13 protein-coding genes are annotated in these 16,264 nt (G+C 64.4%); 6 read left to right on the forward strand and 7 right to left on the reverse strand.

Annotated features, from left to right (window positions below; all coding sequences use genetic code 11):
• Positions 1–2: 2 nt before the first annotated feature.
• A complete protein-coding gene (locus tag METH_RS21400) occupies positions 3–1,520 on the reverse strand; it encodes a caspase family protein (protein WP_342667106.1) in 1,518 nt (505 codons plus the stop codon).
• A 174-nt stretch (positions 1,521–1,694) separates the two neighbouring features.
• Between METH_RS21400 and METH_RS21405 the strand changes: the two genes are divergently transcribed.
• Complete coding sequence (locus METH_RS21405) at positions 1,695–2,735, forward strand: OmpA family protein (RefSeq protein WP_024092384.1); 1,041 nt, start codon at positions 1,695–1,697, stop codon at positions 2,733–2,735.
• 1,095 nt (positions 2,736–3,830) lie between these two features.
• Here the strand turns inward: METH_RS21405 and METH_RS21410 are convergent.
• On the reverse strand, positions 3,831–4,931 hold the full coding sequence (locus METH_RS21410; protein WP_024092385.1) for a ParB/RepB/Spo0J family partition protein: 1,101 nt from the start codon (positions 4,929–4,931) through the stop codon (positions 3,831–3,833).
• Positions 4,928–6,232, reverse strand: coding sequence for an AAA family ATPase (locus tag METH_RS21415; protein WP_024092386.1), 1,305 nt, complete (start codon positions 6,230–6,232; stop codon positions 4,928–4,930). Before METH_RS21415 ends, METH_RS21410 begins: the two co-directional genes overlap by 4 nt.
• A 551-nt stretch (positions 6,233–6,783) precedes the next feature.
• On the opposite strand from METH_RS21415, the gene METH_RS21420 reads away from it, so the two are divergent.
• The 3 genes from METH_RS21420 (at position 6,784) to METH_RS21430 (ending at position 9,347) form a co-directional block, all read left to right on the forward strand.
• Entirely contained in the window at positions 6,784–7,467 is a 684-nt protein-coding gene (locus METH_RS21420) for a DnaA N-terminal domain-containing protein (RefSeq protein ID WP_024092387.1), read from the forward strand.
• 105 nt (positions 7,468–7,572) lie between these two features.
• Positions 7,573–8,847 (forward strand): Vi polysaccharide biosynthesis UDP-N-acetylglucosamine C-6 dehydrogenase TviB, encoded by a 1,275-nt coding sequence (gene tviB / locus METH_RS21425; protein ID WP_024092388.1) that lies wholly within the window; start codon positions 7,573–7,575, stop codon positions 8,845–8,847.
• Between the two features lie 65 nt (positions 8,848–8,912).
• Complete coding sequence (locus METH_RS21430) at positions 8,913–9,347, forward strand: GFA family protein (protein WP_024092389.1); 435 nt, start codon at positions 8,913–8,915, stop codon at positions 9,345–9,347.
• 59 nt (positions 9,348–9,406) lie between these two features.
• Here the strand turns inward: METH_RS21430 and METH_RS21435 are convergent, their stop codons facing one another.
• From METH_RS21435 to METH_RS21450, 4 genes are all read right to left on the reverse strand, one after another.
• Positions 9,407–10,318 carry a MurR/RpiR family transcriptional regulator gene (locus tag METH_RS21435; RefSeq protein ID WP_024092390.1) on the reverse strand — a complete coding sequence of 304 codons (912 nt, stop codon included), beginning with the start codon at positions 10,316–10,318 and terminating at the stop codon, positions 9,407–9,409.
• Between the two features lie 61 nt (positions 10,319–10,379).
• Entirely contained in the window at positions 10,380–10,682 is a 303-nt protein-coding gene (locus tag METH_RS21440; protein ID WP_024092391.1) for a type II toxin-antitoxin system RelE/ParE family toxin, read from the reverse strand.
• Positions 10,675–10,911 carry a type II toxin-antitoxin system ParD family antitoxin gene (locus METH_RS21445; protein WP_024092392.1) on the reverse strand — a complete coding sequence of 79 codons (237 nt, stop codon included), beginning with the start codon at positions 10,909–10,911 and terminating at the stop codon, positions 10,675–10,677. Before METH_RS21445 ends, METH_RS21440 begins: the two co-directional genes overlap by 8 nt.
• 157 nt (positions 10,912–11,068) lie before the next feature.
• On the reverse strand, positions 11,069–14,956 hold the full coding sequence (locus METH_RS21450) for a PEP/pyruvate-binding domain-containing protein (RefSeq protein WP_245603024.1): 3,888 nt from the start codon (positions 14,954–14,956) through the stop codon (positions 11,069–11,071).
• On the opposite strand from METH_RS21450, the gene METH_RS25050 reads away from it, so the two are divergent.
• Together METH_RS25050 and METH_RS21455 are read left to right on the forward strand one after the other, a co-directional pair.
• Positions 14,955–15,227, forward strand: a complete 273-nt coding sequence (locus METH_RS25050; RefSeq protein WP_245603025.1) for a hypothetical protein — start codon at positions 14,955–14,957, stop codon at positions 15,225–15,227. The genes METH_RS21450 and METH_RS25050 overlap by 2 nt on opposite strands.
• 217 nt (positions 15,228–15,444) lie before the next feature.
• The gene (locus tag METH_RS21455) at positions 15,445–16,263 is read left to right on the forward strand and encodes a PhnD/SsuA/transferrin family substrate-binding protein (protein ID WP_425412334.1); all 819 of its coding nucleotides are present in this window, start codon (positions 15,445–15,447) and stop codon (positions 16,261–16,263) included.
• Position 16,264: the final 1 nt, after the last annotated feature.

Here is a 16,264-nt window from a genome sequence, read left to right on the forward strand (position 1 = left end):
GGTTACTGGCAACCGCCCGCCGCCCAGCTCTTCAGCGTCTGTTTCAACCCCCCGCCAAACGGGTGCTGCTTGCCCAGCGAGCGCTGCATGTTGAGGCTGAGATAGGTGTTGCCCTGGGTGCAGAGCCGTTCCCGCGTCCACTGGTGGCAGGCACTGCAGGATTGATCCTTCCAATAGCTCTCCGGCAGGCCCTCAATGGGCGGAAATACGGGGGAGCGGGTCACCGCCTCGGCCAGGGTCAGCCCGGCAATCTGCGGCATCTCCGATTGAATCGGGCTGGCATAGGTGACCGGCCCCGCCTCCGCCAGCGCGGGCGGCGCGGGATCAGGCTGCGGCGCCGCCGCTACCGCCTCACCGCCGGCCGCCGGGTCCTGGCTTCCGCCGGCTTTCATCGCCGCCGCTTCCGCCGCCGCTATCACGGCAAACCGCCCCTCCGGATAGGCCATCAGATAGGCCTCATAGGCCGCCTTGCTGCCATCGTCCCGGGCGGCCTGGAACATCGCCGTTTCCGCATCCGCAGCGGCCGGTGCGGACTCCGCCGCCGGCGCTGCCGCATCCGGGGCCGCCGCAACCGGCGCACCGCCCTGCAATTCTTCCGCCATCAGTTCAGACAGCAGCCCCCGCGCCTCATCGGCGTATTTACCATCGCCGTAGCCGCGCAGGTACAGCATGATCTGCATCGCGTCCCGCGACGCCTGAACCGACTGCCAGAATTGCGCCTCCTGCAGCTCCGCGGCGCTCATCACCTCTTCAGGCTCGGCCGGCACGAAGACAAAATCACTCACCAGCGAGGAGGTGTCCCACGGCGTCTGGCCGCCGCCGCTCAGGTCCAGAACCGCCCGGCGCACCTGCTTGAACACCTGTTCCACAGGCCGCCCCGGCACCGTGATCTCGCGCGCCAGCGCCTCGGTGAAGGGGCTGTTCTCCCCCTCCCCGTCCAGCGCCACACCGCCCGGTGCCGTGGCATAGGCCAGAAAGGTGCCGGTCGGCGCCTTCATCTCCGCCAGGCCGGTTTCATTCAGGTCGGCAATGTCTTTGAACGGGTTGTTGCGGCAGGCGTCCAGAATCACAAGATTGGTGCGGTTCCTGGCCGAGGCCATCTGCCGCAGAACCGACTGCGCCTCCACCGCCATCAGATCCAGGTCGGCCGCATCCGCCAGCGCCACATCCACCGGCAGCAGATAGTTGCTGCCAAAGCTCTGCACCCCGTGGCCGGCATAGTAGAACAGACCGGTTGCATCCTCTCCGGCGCCGCGCAGCTTGCGTCCGAACTGGCCGATGGCGCGCTTCATTTCAATCTGCCTGGCATCCGCGGCAAGCGTCACATCAAAGCCCAGACCCTCCAGCGTCTCTGCTATCAGCCGGGCGTCGCGCACCGGATTGTCCAGCGGCTGCACCGCACCGTAAGCCGAATTGCCGATCACCAGCGCCAGCCGTTCTTCGGCCAGCACCCTGCCCCCCCAGCAAACCGCCGCAACAGCCAGCACCATCAGCCGGACCCAGATCATCAAACCACGCACGCATCTGCTCCAATTCTCGCCCCTGCAGGGCAGCTTCGCAATTGTTAAGGGTATTTGGTTACGAAACTATCGTGCCCTTGCGCCCGGCAGCAAGTGTGCTGTTAGTCTGGGCCCATCTCTTTCGTCCCTGCCTGCTGGCGGGAGTTTCACGTTGGCAACCCGAACGGAGCGCGCATGATACGTATAACACTTTCATTTTTAACAGTTTTCTTCCTTCTCATCCGCCCAGCCCTGGCCGCCGGCCCGTTTGAGCACGGCTGGCAGCTCAATCCCGATTCCTCCGCCATCCGCTTTATCTCGATCAAAAAGGGCAGCATTGCGGAATCCAGCCGCTTTGCCGCCTTCTCCGGCAGCATCTCCGAGCAGGGCGAGGCCAAGATCCACATCGCGCTCGATTCCGTCGATACTTCTATCGACCTGCGCAACGTGCGGATGCGGTTCCTGTTCTTTGAGACCTTCACCTACCCCGAGGCGGTGATCACCGCCCGGATCGACCCGGCGCAGATCGCCGATCTTGCTGCAGTGCAGCGAAAACAGATCGAGCTGCCGGTCACCGTGTCGCTGCATGGGGTCACGGCAGATCTGACCGTTCCGGTAGCGGTAACACTGCTCGGCACCGACCGCGTCGCCGTTGCCACCGTGCAGCCGGTCATCCTCAAGCTTGAGGCGTTCAAGCTGAACCCCGGCCGCGAAAAGCTGGAGGAAGCCGCAGGCGTCACCATTACCCCTGTCGGGCTGGTCAGCATGGATCTGATGTTTGACCGCACCGCCCCGGGCAGCGCATCTGTCCCCGCGGGGACAGCCGCCGCCGGGGCAGCCACTGCGCTGGAATCCAGCGGCGACTTCAGCCGCGAGGCCTGTGCCGGGCGGTTCGAAATCCTGTCGCAAGGCCGCAGCGTGAACTTTGCGCCCTCCACCGCCCGGCTTGATGCCAGTTCCCGCGACTTTCTGAACAGCCTCTCGGATATCATCCGCCGCTGCCCCGGCATGGTGGTCGAGATCGGCGGCCACACCGACAGCCAGGGCAAGTCCGCCTGGAACATGCAGCTGAGCGAAAAACGCGCGGCGGCGGTCAACGGCTATCTGCAGGAAACGGGCATTCCGGCCGCGCGGCTGGTGGCCGTTGGGTACGGTGAAACCACTCCTCTGGTGCCCAACAACACGGCGCAGAACCGGGCTAAGAACCGGCGGATTGAGTTCAAGATCCTGAACTGACCCGCCCGTCATGCCGAAAATAACCGGCTGTCCCCGCGGGGACAGCACCGGAAAACCCAAAGGCCCGGCAGCTCTGCCGGGCCGCTTTTTTTTTGCAGAACCCCTGTCCCTGGCCGCGGCCCGTCCTCTGTCCCCGCGGGGACACGGCGGTTTTCCCGCCCGAACTCTGCTGGTTTCAGGCTGCTGTCCCCGCGGGGACACTTCGGATTCCGGGCCTGCCGCCACGGGCCTTCTGCCCCCCAAGCAGGACACATGCGCCCCCGCCGGGCGGACAGATCTACCCGCCACTGCCCAGGCCCCCACGCCCATGCCGGCCGGTTTGTCCCCGCGGGGACACAGCAGGATTTTACATGCATTCAGTCTGATCAACATAGTTGTCCCCGCGGGGACAACTGGGAATTCCAATGAGAGCGCGACTGAACCATGCGGCTGAACACTGACAGCATCCGGGCCTGCGCCAGTGTTTTTCCGCCCCAGTCCCCGCGGGGACAGTGTCCGGTTTCCCGCCCTCGCGTCCCCTGCCGATGGTTTTCCGGCTGGGAAAATCGCCGTGCCGCAGCCAAAGGCCCCAGCGCTGTCCCCGCGGGGACAGGCAAAGATTTCACAGGCAGAGCCGGAGGAACCGCCGGGGGAGGCTGGCTCCTGCAGGCCACCGCCGCGGTTTTTCCCGCTTGTCCCCGCGGGGACAGGCCGGAATGTCCCGGGGCGAAATCTGCAGAACCCCATCAGCAGGACACAGGCGGCAGCGGCTGCCCGGCGGCAGGAAGCTCCGTTTTTTCTGTGTCTGTCCCCGCGGGGACAGGGTCCGCATTCCAGACGCCGCGGGCCTGGCCAATGGATGCCGGGGTGAGGGAAGTTGCCGTGCCGCAGCCAAAGGCCCCAGCGCTGTCCCCGCGGGGACAGCGTCGAAAAACAGGCTCAAACACGCTGATTAGATACTGAAACGCCCGGCAGCTGCCGCCCCGCAGCCTGGCCTGTCCCCGCGGGGACAGCCGCTTAAAACACCGGCGGCGGCCAGCGCCAGGCACAAAAAAGGCCCGGCATTTCTGCCGGGCCGAAACGGTTTTGCGGTCCTGTCCCCGCGGGGACAGGCGGTCAGTCTTCCTGTTCCAAAGCCTCGAAGAAGGCGGCAATGGCGTCTTCCAGCTTGTGCCGGTCGATCTCTGAGAAGTCGCGTTCCATCGCCATCTCGATCTTGCCGTCGCGGGCCTGGCAGCGGACTGTCCCCGCGGGGACAGTGCAGCGCAAGGTGGTTTTGGCGACACCGGGACGCGGCGACGACGGCGCGCGGGGGGCGTTCTTGCGCTTGCCCTCGGCAAAGCTGCGCAGCACGTCCAGCTCGGCCTCTTCGCCCGAGGGCTGCACCCGCGCCAGCGTATCGCGCAGCACCTGCGCGTTCATCGCATCCGCCTCCAGCCGCTTTTTCAGGTCCAGCCCCAGCGCCCGCGGGATCGCCTCGGCGAATTTCAGATCGTCGCCGACCGCCTTCAGCACCTGCGCGAAATGGCGGATGTAGATCCGCTTCTGCCGGCCGGCAGAGGCGTAAAGGTCGTTGACCGCATCTTCGATGGTCTCGGCCCCGGTGCCGGTGTCCTCGGCATAGCGCAGCGCCAGCTGGGCCATCTCGGCGAATGAGATGTCGCGGCGCACCAGGTTCTCGTCCACCATCCGGCGGTACAGGCTTTGCAGGCTGTCGCCCTTGGCCACCAAACCCGCGGGGATATGGGCATAGCTCTTGTCGCCGGTCTCGCTCAGCAGTTCGAAATAGGCCCGCATCCGGCGGTAGCCCTGGATCAGCTCGTACTGGCCGTTTTCCTTGGCCTCGACCCGGATCGGGTTGGACAGGCCAACCGCCTTGATCGACTCTTTCAGCTCGTCCAGCTCGGGATCACGCTCATCCTTGCGGTCGCGGATCAGCTTTTTCATGGTGATCATGCCAAGCGGGATCCGGTCGACCACCAGGCCCAGCTTTTTCAGCCGGACAAATTCATGCGCCAGCCGGTCGTTCTCGGCGCGGATGTCCTGCTCGGCTTCAGCCCGGGCACGCAACGCGTCGGCGTTTTCCGAAATCGCCGTGGCCATCGGACCGCGCCGCGCATCCGCCGGTTTTTCATCCGGTTTTTTGGCGGCTGTCCCCGCGGGGAAAACCTGTGGCTCAGACGGGAAGTCGATGTCGAAGACTCTGCGTTTGCTCATGCCTCATCCTCCAGTTTCTCCCAGGCTTCCACCGCGTAGGCTTTGAATTCGTCATAAGCCTGATCGAAGGAGGCGCGCGCGCGCCGCCAGGTTTCGCGGGTCATATCCCGGTAGTCGATTTCATAGATGGAACTCAGGAACCGCCCCGATTGTTCGACTGCGCGGGTCATCTCGATCGGGTGTTCGGTCATTCTACCCTCAAACACCTTCATAAATGCCGAACGCATCGCACGGTGCAAATCGTTACCGCTTTCGTAACGGGTGAGGAGGAAGCGGACATCCTGGAACACTTTGGGCAGCGCAAATGTCCCCGCGGGGACAACGCCGTTAAAGGCCGACAGATCTTCCAGCGCCTCGGACAGCTGGCCGATGAAGGAGGTGGTGGAGTCATATTCCCAATAGCCGGGGCCGGACGGGATATAGAGCATGTCGGCGGCAAAGACCGCGTTCATCGACTGGTAGCCGATCGCGGGGGGGCAGTCGAAAATCATCAGGTCGTAATCTTCCGCGGGCAGCTGGTCGAGGTAGCGGGAGACCGCGGCGAAGAACGACCATTCCGGGTTCAGGTGGCGGTACTGGGCCGAGGCGAATTCGACAAAGGCCGCATTGGCGCAGGAGGGGATGATGTCGATGGTCGGCCAGCTGGTCGGTTTGACAAAGTCGCTGACCCGCAGGTCCTGCAGCCCCATGCCGGTGATCGCATCGGGCAGCTGGCGCCGGGGCAGGGCGGTGCCGGACTCGGCGCCGCTGGCCACGGCGTTCATCCGTTCGGTCTCGCGCACCAGGTCGCGCGCCATGATGCCCCAGACGGTGTAATCCTCGGTGACATCGCTAAGGCCCATGGAGTGGGACAGGGTCGCCTGCGGGTCGAAGTCGACACAGAGCACCCGGTAGCCGTCCAGCGCCGCAGCATGTGCGAAATGCAGCGCCACGGTGGATTTGCCGGCGCCGCCTTTGAAGTTGGAGATCGCCACCCGCAGTGCCCGTTTCCCTGCGGGGCGTTTGGGCAGCAGGGATTTGCGGTTGATCTTGATGCGGCGGCGCAGCTCGTTGATTTCCTCCAGCGAATACCAGCGCTGGCGGCCGTCCTCCTCGACATGGCCCTGGGGCAGCGAGGGGTCCGCCGACAGCCGTCCCCGCAGGGTCGACTGGTTGACCCGGAAAATCAGCTCGGCCACTTCCCAGGAGGAGAACCGGCGCAGGGTCTTTTCCATTTCGGGGGAGAAGGTCTGCTGGCGGATCCAGCTTTGCATCTTGAGAGATTGGGCCTGCATTTTGGACAGGTCTTCGTGCGTAAACATCGCTGCTCCTTAGCCTCACACGTTTTCGATTTAGCAGCGTCCATTTTTTGCGGACGCTAATTCAGCCTCAATATTCATTTACGCCGAATTTGCAAAAAACGCAAAAGCTAATATGGTTTGGAACAGCGTCCTGTCCCCGCGGGGACAGATCTGCGGAAGGCCCAGCAAAACAAGGGCGGAACCGATTCGAAGCTGATCCGCCAAGCGATTCGTTTTATTGGATTTTTCTGGCGTTCAGGGGCCATATTTAGGGGGACACCCCGCGCCAAGACACAGCAGATTGGGGGACATTTCCGGCCCAATAGGGGACACACTGGATGTCCCCCCATACCATTGATACCAATTTTTCTTTCGAAAAAGGGATTGGGATTGAATTCAATTCCGCTCAGCGCTTGACAGAATCGGAATTCCGGACGCAAATCAGGTACAACAAACGAATAGCGTTGAGTTCGGAGCAAACCGGATGGCGCAATTCCCGGCAAAACTGGCTGGGAGCACTTGAGGCAGCATATCCCGGCCCAGCAGGGCAGGGAAGAGAAACGGGGGCAGCAATGCTTGCCAAACGGCCTGCGGGGCGCAATGCCTCTGCGTTGAAGTATGACATCCTCACAGCGATGGGGGCATATGCGCTTGGCCAGGGCAAGGGGGCGCAGAAGCTGGTGCTGCGGTTCATGACATTGATGACCGCGCGCTACAACTGGCAGCGCGATGAGCTGGCAGTGGGCCAGCGCGAGATTGCCCGGCTGTGGGATGTCGATGAACGCACGGTGAAGCGCGAGATGGCCAAGCTGCGGGGCTGGGGCTGGCTGGTGGTGAAACGCCAGGGCGCGCGCGGCCGGGTCACTGAATACGGGATCGATCTGGAGCGGCTGCTGGCGGACACCCGGGAACGCTGGGCGGCTGTGGGCCCGGATTTCGAACACCGGATGCAGAACAATGACGAGCCTGCGCCCAATGTGGTGCCCTTGCGCCCCGGAGCGGCACCGCCTGCGCCGGATGTCTCGGACGGCAGCGAGTGGAGCCTGGCCAAGGCAGTGCTGCATGCGGAGGACCCGGCGAATTATGCGTCGTGGATTCAAGGGCTGGAAAAGGCCGGGCGGGCAGGGGGCCGGTTGGTGCTGAAGGCGCCGAGCCGGTTCCATGCCAATTATGTGATGGCGCATCTGATGCCGCGCCTGCTGGCCGCCTGCCGGGATGTGGACGGCGATGTGGCGGCGATTGTGGTGGAGGCGTGAGGCCAAATCCGCGGCGGGGCGGTTGAACCCCTTGGGGGCAGGGCCTTATGTGGGCGGGCAGGGGCTTGGTTTAAGACCCCCGGCGAGTAACAAGGAGCAGCCCGGATGAGCGGCGTGCAGGACAAAATCTGTGTCATTGGCCTTGGCTATGTGGGGCTGCCGCTGGCAGCGGCCTTCGGGCGGCACCGGCCGGTGCTGGGGTTCGACATTGACCCTGGCCGTATTGCCGAGCTGCGCCGGGGCGAGGACCGCACCCGCGAACTGGGCCGGCCGGAGCTGGCGGCGGCGGAATATCTGAGCTTCACCTCGGACCCGGCCGCGATCGCGGATTGCTCGATCTATATTATCACCGTGCCGACGCCGGTGGATGCCAGCCACCGGCCGGATCTGAGCCCGCTTCTGGCGGCCTCGGCCATTGTCGGCGGGGTGCTGCAACCGGGCGATCTGGTGATCTATGAATCCACCGTCTATCCCGGCGCCACCGAGGAAGACTGCGTGCCTCTTCTGGAAACGCGCTCGGGGCTGGTGTTCAACAAGGATTTCTTTGCCGGCTACTCACCGGAGCGGATCAACCCCGGCGACAAGGCGCGGCGGCTGGCGGATATCGTCAAGGTCACGTCCGGCTCGACGCCGGAGGTGGCGGAACGGGTCGATGCGCTCTACCGCGAGGTGGTGACGGCGGGCACCCACAAGGCGGCAAGCATCCGGGTGGCCGAAGCGGCCAAGGTGATCGAGAACAGCCAGCGGGATATCAACATCGCGCTGGTCAATGAGCTGGCGAAGATCTTCAACCGGATGGGGATCGACACCGAGGCGGTGCTGGAAGCGGCTGGAACCAAATGGAATTTCCTGCCGTTCCGCCCCGGACTGGTGGGCGGGCACTGCATCGGGGTGGATCCCTATTACCTGACCCACAAGGCGGAGCAGCTGGGCTATCACCCGGAGATCCTGCTGGCCGGGCGGCGGCTGAATGACGGCATGGGCGCCTATGTGGCGGGCGAGATGGTCAAGGCGATGCTGAAACGCGGCTTGCCGGTCGCGGGTGCGCGGGTGCTGGTGATGGGGCTGACGTTCAAGGAGAACTGCCCGGACCTGCGCAATACGCGGGTGATTGATGTGGTGCGCAGCCTGGAGGAATACGGCGCGGCGGTGGATGTGTATGATCCCCATGCCGACCCGGAGGAAGCGCAGGCGGAATACGGCATTCCGCTGGTGGCGGCGCCGGGGCAGGGGGCCTATGCCGGGGTTGTTCTGGCGGTTGCGCATTCGGAGTTCCGGGAGATGGGCGCAGCAGCGGTCCGCGGCCTGGGGACTGAGGGCGCGCTGATTTATGATCTGAAATATGTGCTGGCGCCGGATCAGGCCGATTTGCGGCTTTGATCAGCGGAACCTCCCGTTGATACCGGAAGTGCTGTAGCCTTGCCGTGTCAGCAAGGAGGTCGGATATGAGTTACGTTCTGGAAGGCCGCTGCCTGTGCGGCGCAGTGAAGATCCGTGTGAAGGGGCAGCACGATCCCCGCGCCGGCGCCTGTCATTGCCGGATGTGCCAGCGCTGGACCGGCGGGCTTTTCTTATGTTTCGAGGCCGCGGCAGAGGCGGTGACGGTTGAGGGGCCGGTGACCCGCTATCAATCCACCGCCTTTGCCGAACGGGCGTTCTGCAGCACCTGCGGGTCGCAGCTGTGGATGCGGGATGTGGACAAGGAAAACGCGCCCTATGACCTGATGCCGGGGCTGTTTGACGCGGCGCTGACCTGGCCGCTCAGGTCGGAGATCTATGCCGACCGGGCAATGGCCGCCGTGCGGCTGGAAGGCGATCACAAGCGGATCACCCGGGACCAGTATGAAGCGCAGAACCCGTTTATTGACGGCGATGTCTGACCGCAGGGGGCTGGCCGGACTTTGGGGCTGCGGGGCGGGGGCTGTTTTCCAGGCGGGCTTTACCGTCCGATCCGCGGCAGTTTCGGGCCGCTCCAATAGGCGCCACTGTCCTGGCGCAGGGCGTCATAGGCTTCGATGCGGTTTCGGGCCTGGTCTCCGCCGGCCTCGATCAGATGGGTGAGCAGGCATTCCAGCACCGCCATCGCGCCGCCGATGGCGCCGAACGGGTGCAGCGAATTGGCGGCGACCGCCAGCACGTGGTCGGTGCGGATGCCGGGGGCGATGACCTCGCTGTCGGAGATCAGGATCACCGATGCGCCGCGCTCCCCGGCCAGCCGCAGCGCCTGGATGGTGCCGGCAGAATAGGGGGCGAAGGTGACGGCGATCAGGCAGTCCCGGGCTCCGATTTCGAGGAGATCGTCGAGGGCGGCGCCCATGTGGCGGGGCACCAGCTCCAGTCCCGGCAGCGCCATGCGGCCAACATAGTGGAAGTAATAGGCCAGCGCATAAGATGACCGGGTCGCGGTGACATAGCTGCGGCGGGCGGACAGCAGCGTGCCGACGATGGCCTGGGTGCGTTCTGCTGTCATCAGCCGCAGGGACCGCGAGGTGATGTTGAGCTGGTTGCGGGCGGCTGCGGCCTGCAGCGCGCCGGCCGGGCCGCCGTCCGCCATGCGGTCGAGCCAGTCCTGGCCGAGATCAGCGTCGCGGACTGTGGTCAGGGCGGCACGGAAGGGGGCGCGGAAGGTTTCGAATGTGTCATAGCCCAGATGCTGGGCGAGGCGGACAAAGCTGTTGGCGCTGATGCCGGTTTTCTGCGCCGAGGTGCGGACGGTATCGAGGCCGAAGTCGCCGGGGTTGTCGATCACATATTTCGCCGCCGCCTTGAGCTTGGGCGGGAGATCGTCCATCCGGTCCTTGAGGTGCTGGATCAGCCGGGCGGTTTTGCGGGGGTCGAGATGCGGGTCCATGCGCCGCATCAGAGCAGATGTGCGGGGAATGGCAAGGGCGGAACGGGTGTTCTTAGCCGCACTATTCCGAAAGGAAGGCCATCAGGTCCTGGCGGGCGTGCAGGATGCGGATGATCTCGGGGCGTCCCTGCTCCAGCCGGTAGATCACCAGATGCGCGCCGGTCGGGTGAATGCGCACCGGCGGGGTGAATTCAGTCCGTTCGCGGGCCATTCCGGGGAAGCCGGCGATCAGATCGAACAGGGCAAACAGGCTGTCGGCATAGGCATCGGCCTGTGTTTCACCCCAGGTTTCCAGCCCGTAGCGCCAGATGGCGGCGAGGTCGGCACGGGCGGCGGGGCGCAGGCGCCAGCGCGGTTCAGCCATTGCGGCGCATAGCGGCCTTGAACCCTTCGGCTGTCAGCGCCTCTGCCGGGCCGCTGGCAAGGCCTGCGTCGATGGCGGATTGCAGTTCGCCAATGGCGGCCGCGCGGACCTGGTCGCGGCGGATCAGGTCGCGGACATAGTCGCTGGAATTGGCATAGGTGCCGGCGCGGGCCTGGTCTTCGACCCAGTCTTTCATCTGATCCGGCAAGGATACGTTCATGGTGGCCATTGGCAGGTCTCCCTTTACTTCATCAGGATATGGCAATCTTTGCCAAAAGTGCAAGGATGGAAGCCGCGGGGGATGTCCGGCCTGTCAGCCGGGAGATAAAAAAACACCCGCTGCCTGGCGGCGCGGGTGCTTCTTGTTTTCCAGGCTGGCGGTCGGATCAGGCGGAGACCGCCTTGAGGCCCTTTTCCTCCAGCGGATGGATGCTGCCGTCTTCGCTGACGGTCACCCGCTCGCCGTGGCTGAGGCTGTCGAGACCCTTGCAGGCGACCAGCATCAGGACGTCCTTTTCGCGGGCAACGATGGCCATGTGGCTGAGCCAGCCGCCGACTTCGCTGAGCACTGCTCCGGAGCGCTGCACCCATGGCAGCCAGGCCGGGTTGACCATGTGGCAGACCAGAATGTCGCCGTCCTGGAAATCTGCAAAGGCCGCGGGGCTGATGTCGCTGTCATCCTCCATCCAGAACACCCGGGCAGTGGCGCTGCCGCCGCCGGCCACGCAGGTGCCGCCCAGAGAGCCGCCGGCCACGCAGGTGCCGCCCAGAGAGCCGCCGCCGGCCTGGGTCTGGACACCCAGCGACAAGAGTTCGCAGTCGCGCAGGCTGAGGGTGACGGCGGAGGGTGCGGACTTCTTGCGCAGGGCCTCGGTCTTGGCGCGGTCCTCTGCCAGGTGGCGCAGCGCGTCCGGGTCGGCCCAGTTGCCCTGCAGCACTTCGCCGAAGGTCAGGCTGAACACCAGATCCCCAAGCCCGCTGGACTGACCCAGCGCCAACAGGGCGCGGCGCAATTCGGCGACGACGCGCAGGGCCTCGTGCTTGGCCTGCTCCTTGAGGTCCTGATAGGCGATGGCGATACCGATGGTGCCGTCCAGCTCATCCGGCAGGTTGGCGGGGACCGGCACGGTGCCGATCGGCTCCACCGCGCTGTCGAGCAGGGAGTTGAGCAGCGCCGGCGCCTCAGCGTAGCGCGGCGAGGACAGCTCGTAGTCGAAGATCGAGCGGTGGCCCATCAGCCGCATGGCGCGTGCCTGGGCGTCCTTGCCAGTGCAGGAGGCCAGCAGGCTGGAGGGCGCATTGGGCAGTTCCGCGTGCATCAGATGCGCGCGCAGGGCCGGGTCGCCCGCCGCGGCGGTGCCTGCCTCGCCCATGGTGAAGCCTGCCAGGATGTTGATCTTCTCCGCTTCCAGATAGACCTCGCGGATGAACATCTCTTTGAGGGTGGCGATCGACTCCAGCAGCTTGTCCTGGGGCAGGGCGGCATAGTCCACGGCCTGCCAGATCGCCAGCTTGTTATGCAGTTCCGGCATCACCTCGGCCCGGAAGCGGATGATCATCGGCTGCGCCCGTTTGCGCAGCTGTTTGGCCTTGGCGGCGGTGAGCTTCAGGGTCATGCCCTGTTTCAGCGCCACATCGACGTAGGTTTTGCCGAAGAGGTTGACCAGATGGCCGTCGCAGCCCTCGGGCAGGCCATAGGGCACGCCCAGATCGCGGCAGGCCAGGTCGACGCTGCCGCCAGGCGCCCACAGTTCGCTCATCAGCGAGAAGCTGAGCGGGGTGGGGCGGGGCAGCACTTCGGACATTTCGTCCTGTTCCAGGATGGTCTGGTCCGGATCTGCATCGCCGTAACGGTCCAGAACATCGCGCCATTCGGCGAGGCGGGTCTTCTCCTGCTCGGTGCCGAGGCTCAGCGTGGTGATGTCGCGGCTTTGCACGATCTGGAACTCACCGTTTGCATAGGCCCATTCCACGTCTTGCGGGGCGCCGAAGGTCGCCTCGATCTGTTTGCCAAGCGCCAGCAGCGGCGCCATGTCCAGCGTCCGGTCCTGATCTTCGGCGGCGGGCAGGCCGGTGTAGCGGCCAAAGCGCAGGGAGGTCGGGGTGACGCGGCCCGAAACCAGGTCTTCGCCGCAGCCCTCGACCCATTCGATCATGGCCATGCCGGGGGCCATCGGGTCCTGGGTGAAAAGGACGCCGGCGTATTCCGCCTGCACCATCTCCTGCACCACGATATTGCCCTGACCGGTGCTGTCGCCCTCGCCGGAGTAGCTGGCGGCGCGTTCGGAGGAGAAGCTGGCCACCACCTCGTCCAGGGCGCCGCGGATGGTCTCTGCGGTGACGTCGAGCACCGATTCAAAGACGCCGGCAAAGCTTTGGTCGGCGCCGTCCTCGTTGCTGGCGGAGGAGCGCACGGCGACGGGTTTGCCGCCGGCCAGACGGAAAACCTTTGCGGCAAATGCATCTTTACGGGCATCAGACATGGCGCGGTAGTTCTGGATGGCATCGGAGCGCACGATCACGCCGCCGGGCACCGGCAGGCCCGCATTCCTGAGGATCGACAGACGCAGCGCCTTGTTGCCGGCGTCCTGCAGTTCCTCGGTATAGCCCATCGGGATCACGCCGCGGGGCAGTTTGGCGAGCCTGCGTTTGTGGGCGCGCAGGGACAGGGCCTCAGCCAGAGTGCGGTGCATGCCGGTGACATAGGCGCGCTGGACCAGCAAGAGCGTCAGGCTGAAGCAGAGGTAGGCATTGGCGGCGCCGGACAGGGAAAACACCATGGCAAACAGCGCGGGCATGCCCAGCACCATCCACAGCAGTTTCTGCCGCCTGGTCTTGGCGACGGCCCACAACAGGTAAACGGCGGCCAGGGCACAGAACAGCACCGGCATGATGAACAGCGGGTCAGGCACGCCGAGGTCGGCCATCCACAACAGCGGAGCCTGCAGCGAGGCGCTGGCCTCCTGCGCCGCGGAAACCCCCAGCATCATCACCGGCAGGAACAAAAGCGCGGTGAGGTTTTTCATCGGGGTGAGGCCCTTGCCGGTGTAGAACGCCTGCACCGCGCGCGCCTTGCGCACCGGGTCATGGGCCAGCTTTGCCTTCAGCGCTTTCAATTCGTCCGCGGTTTCATTGGTGATGATCTGATCGCGTTCGGATTTCAGCGCGACGGGCAGCACCAGGATGCGGGTCGCGATGGACAGCGCCAGGAGGCCCAGCAGGATATGGCTGCGCTCATGCACCCACAGGAGGGCGGTTGCCAGCGCCGAGATCGCCTGGTCCCAGAGACCGGTCTGCTGCTCGGCCAGCCAGTCCTGCACATGCGGTTTCGGTTTCGGTGCGACGAAATATTCCCATGGCAGAGTGTAGCGGCCGCGGAAATCAATGCCTTGCTGCGACAGCTCCAGCCCCAGCACCTGGCTCATGAAGCAGCTGCGGCGGTCATAACAGGCGGCGATTGTCGGCTTCTCCGGATCCAGTTCCGCAATCCGTGCCATCAGGTCATCGGTGGTCATCTTGCGGATCGGGATGTTGATGGCGCCGGGCAGGTGGCCGCCCTCGAAATCGCCGGGATAGCGGGTGTCGACAATCTGCAGGTCCTCGGTGGTCAGCAGCGCCTTGAAATCATCGGTGCCGAGCAGCACATCCTTGCCCGGGTAGTCCGGAATGGCGCGCAGGTCGGACAGGGTTTTCACGTCCTTGTCGGAGAAATCGCGCCCCTCGACGATCCATTTCTCGATGCCGCCGGCGATGAAGCTGCAGTCGATGCCCATGGCGGCGAGCCTGGCGCAGGTTTCCGAGCTGCGGTTGCCGTTGTGGCAGAACAGCACGACCTTCTGGCCCGGCTGCACCGGGCGCGACTGCAGGAAGTCCGGGAAACGGATGTGGGCAGCGCCGGGCAGGGTGCCCATGGCGTTTTCGCCGGTCTCGCGGATGTCGTAGAACAGGGTGGAGCCATCCTGCAGCGCCGCCGCGGCGTCTGTGGTGCTCATCGCCAGCGGGTGGTTCTCCTGTTTGGAGAAGCTGGTCTCCTTGAGGCTGGCATCCTTGATGGCGGTGCCGTCAAACTGCGCCGGCCGGGTCAAAGTGGCCTGCAGCCTTGCCAGCTCTGCCTGAGCATGCGAGGAGTACTGCCAATAGTTTCCTGCCGCCAGCGCAATGGCCGCCAGCACGAGGGTGAAGATCAGCTTGACCGGGTAGCGGCGTGGCGAGCCGCCCGGTTTGGGGGTAAAACCCAGTTTTGCTGCAACAATTGCGCCAACACCGGAAACCATGGCAATTCCCACGGCCAGAACCTGCGATAGCGAAGACACCGAGCCGATCACCAGTTCCGGCGATGGAATAGCCAGGGCCGCAACGGGCAACGCTGAAAAAAGCGAAGTGAGCACGGTGACTTGTGCTGAGCGGCGGAAGGACCTGGCGGTCCTGGAGGGCAAGTTGGTATTCTTCACGGCAGTTCCTGTTGCACCTGTTGAGACTGATCTTCTGACATTATGGCGAATTTGCCTAAAAGATTACGAATATCTTACTGAAGAGTTAATATAGCGGGCGCAAAATAAAGGAACCGTAAAATTTTTCGGAGAATGCGAGGTGCGTTAATATTGCGTTCTTAACCATGTGCTATGTAACCAAGTATGGCGGCCCGCCTGCGGTGCCAGCCGATCGCAGTCAGGAGGCTAGAATCGTGACACTTTTTAAGTGTAGCGTTGATATAGTTAGGCTTTTCACGAGGCGCCTGCGGGAGGCGGCCCCCGGGGCTGCGCTGGCCGTTGGACTTGCAGCCCTGCTGCCCGGCACCGGCCAGGCCGGGATCGAATTGGTGTTCGGCACCTATGCGGCCGATAAACCAACCGCAACGGTCAAAAAGTACCAGCCTTTCCTGTCTTTCCTGTCCGGCCGGTTGAGCGATGAACTGGGGGAGCCGGTTTCCATCCGGCTGAAGATCGCCAAGGAGTATGGCGAAAGCATCCGCCAGCTGGCTGGCGGCGAGGTGGATTTTGCCCGTTTCGGCCCGGCGTCCTATGTGCATGTGATGATGGAAAATCCGGAGATCCGGATTATCGCGATGGAATCCAAGAACGGCCGAAAGCGGTTCAAGGGGGTGATCGTGGTGCATAAGGACAGCAGCCTGCAGTCGGTTGAGGAACTGGCCGGGCTGAGCTTTGCCTTTGGCGATGAACTGTCGACGATCGGCCGCTACCTGGCGCAGGAACACCTGCTGGAGGCCGGTATCAGCGGCGCCGACCTGCATGATTTCGCCTATCTCGGCCGCCACGACCTGGTCGGAGAGGCGGTCGGCGCCGGCAAGTATACCGCGGGCGCGCTGAAGGAAAGCACGTTCAAGAAACTGGTCGCCAAGGGCGTGCCGATCCGGGTGCTGGCCTCGTTTGACAATGTGACCAAACCCTGGCTGGCGTCGCCGGATATGCCGGACAGCGTGCTGGAGGCGATGCGCAAGGTGATGCTGTCCTCGGACAACGAGGAAATCGTGCGCCGGATATCAAAAAACGGCTTTTTGCTGGGAGCAGATGCCGACTATGACATCATCCGCCGGGCGATGGAGCGCAGCCTGGCATTCTGAG

The organism is Leisingera methylohalidivorans DSM 14336 (genome assembly GCF_000511355.1).
GTDB classification, from domain to species: domain Bacteria; phylum Pseudomonadota; class Alphaproteobacteria; order Rhodobacterales; family Rhodobacteraceae; genus Leisingera; species Leisingera methylohalidivorans.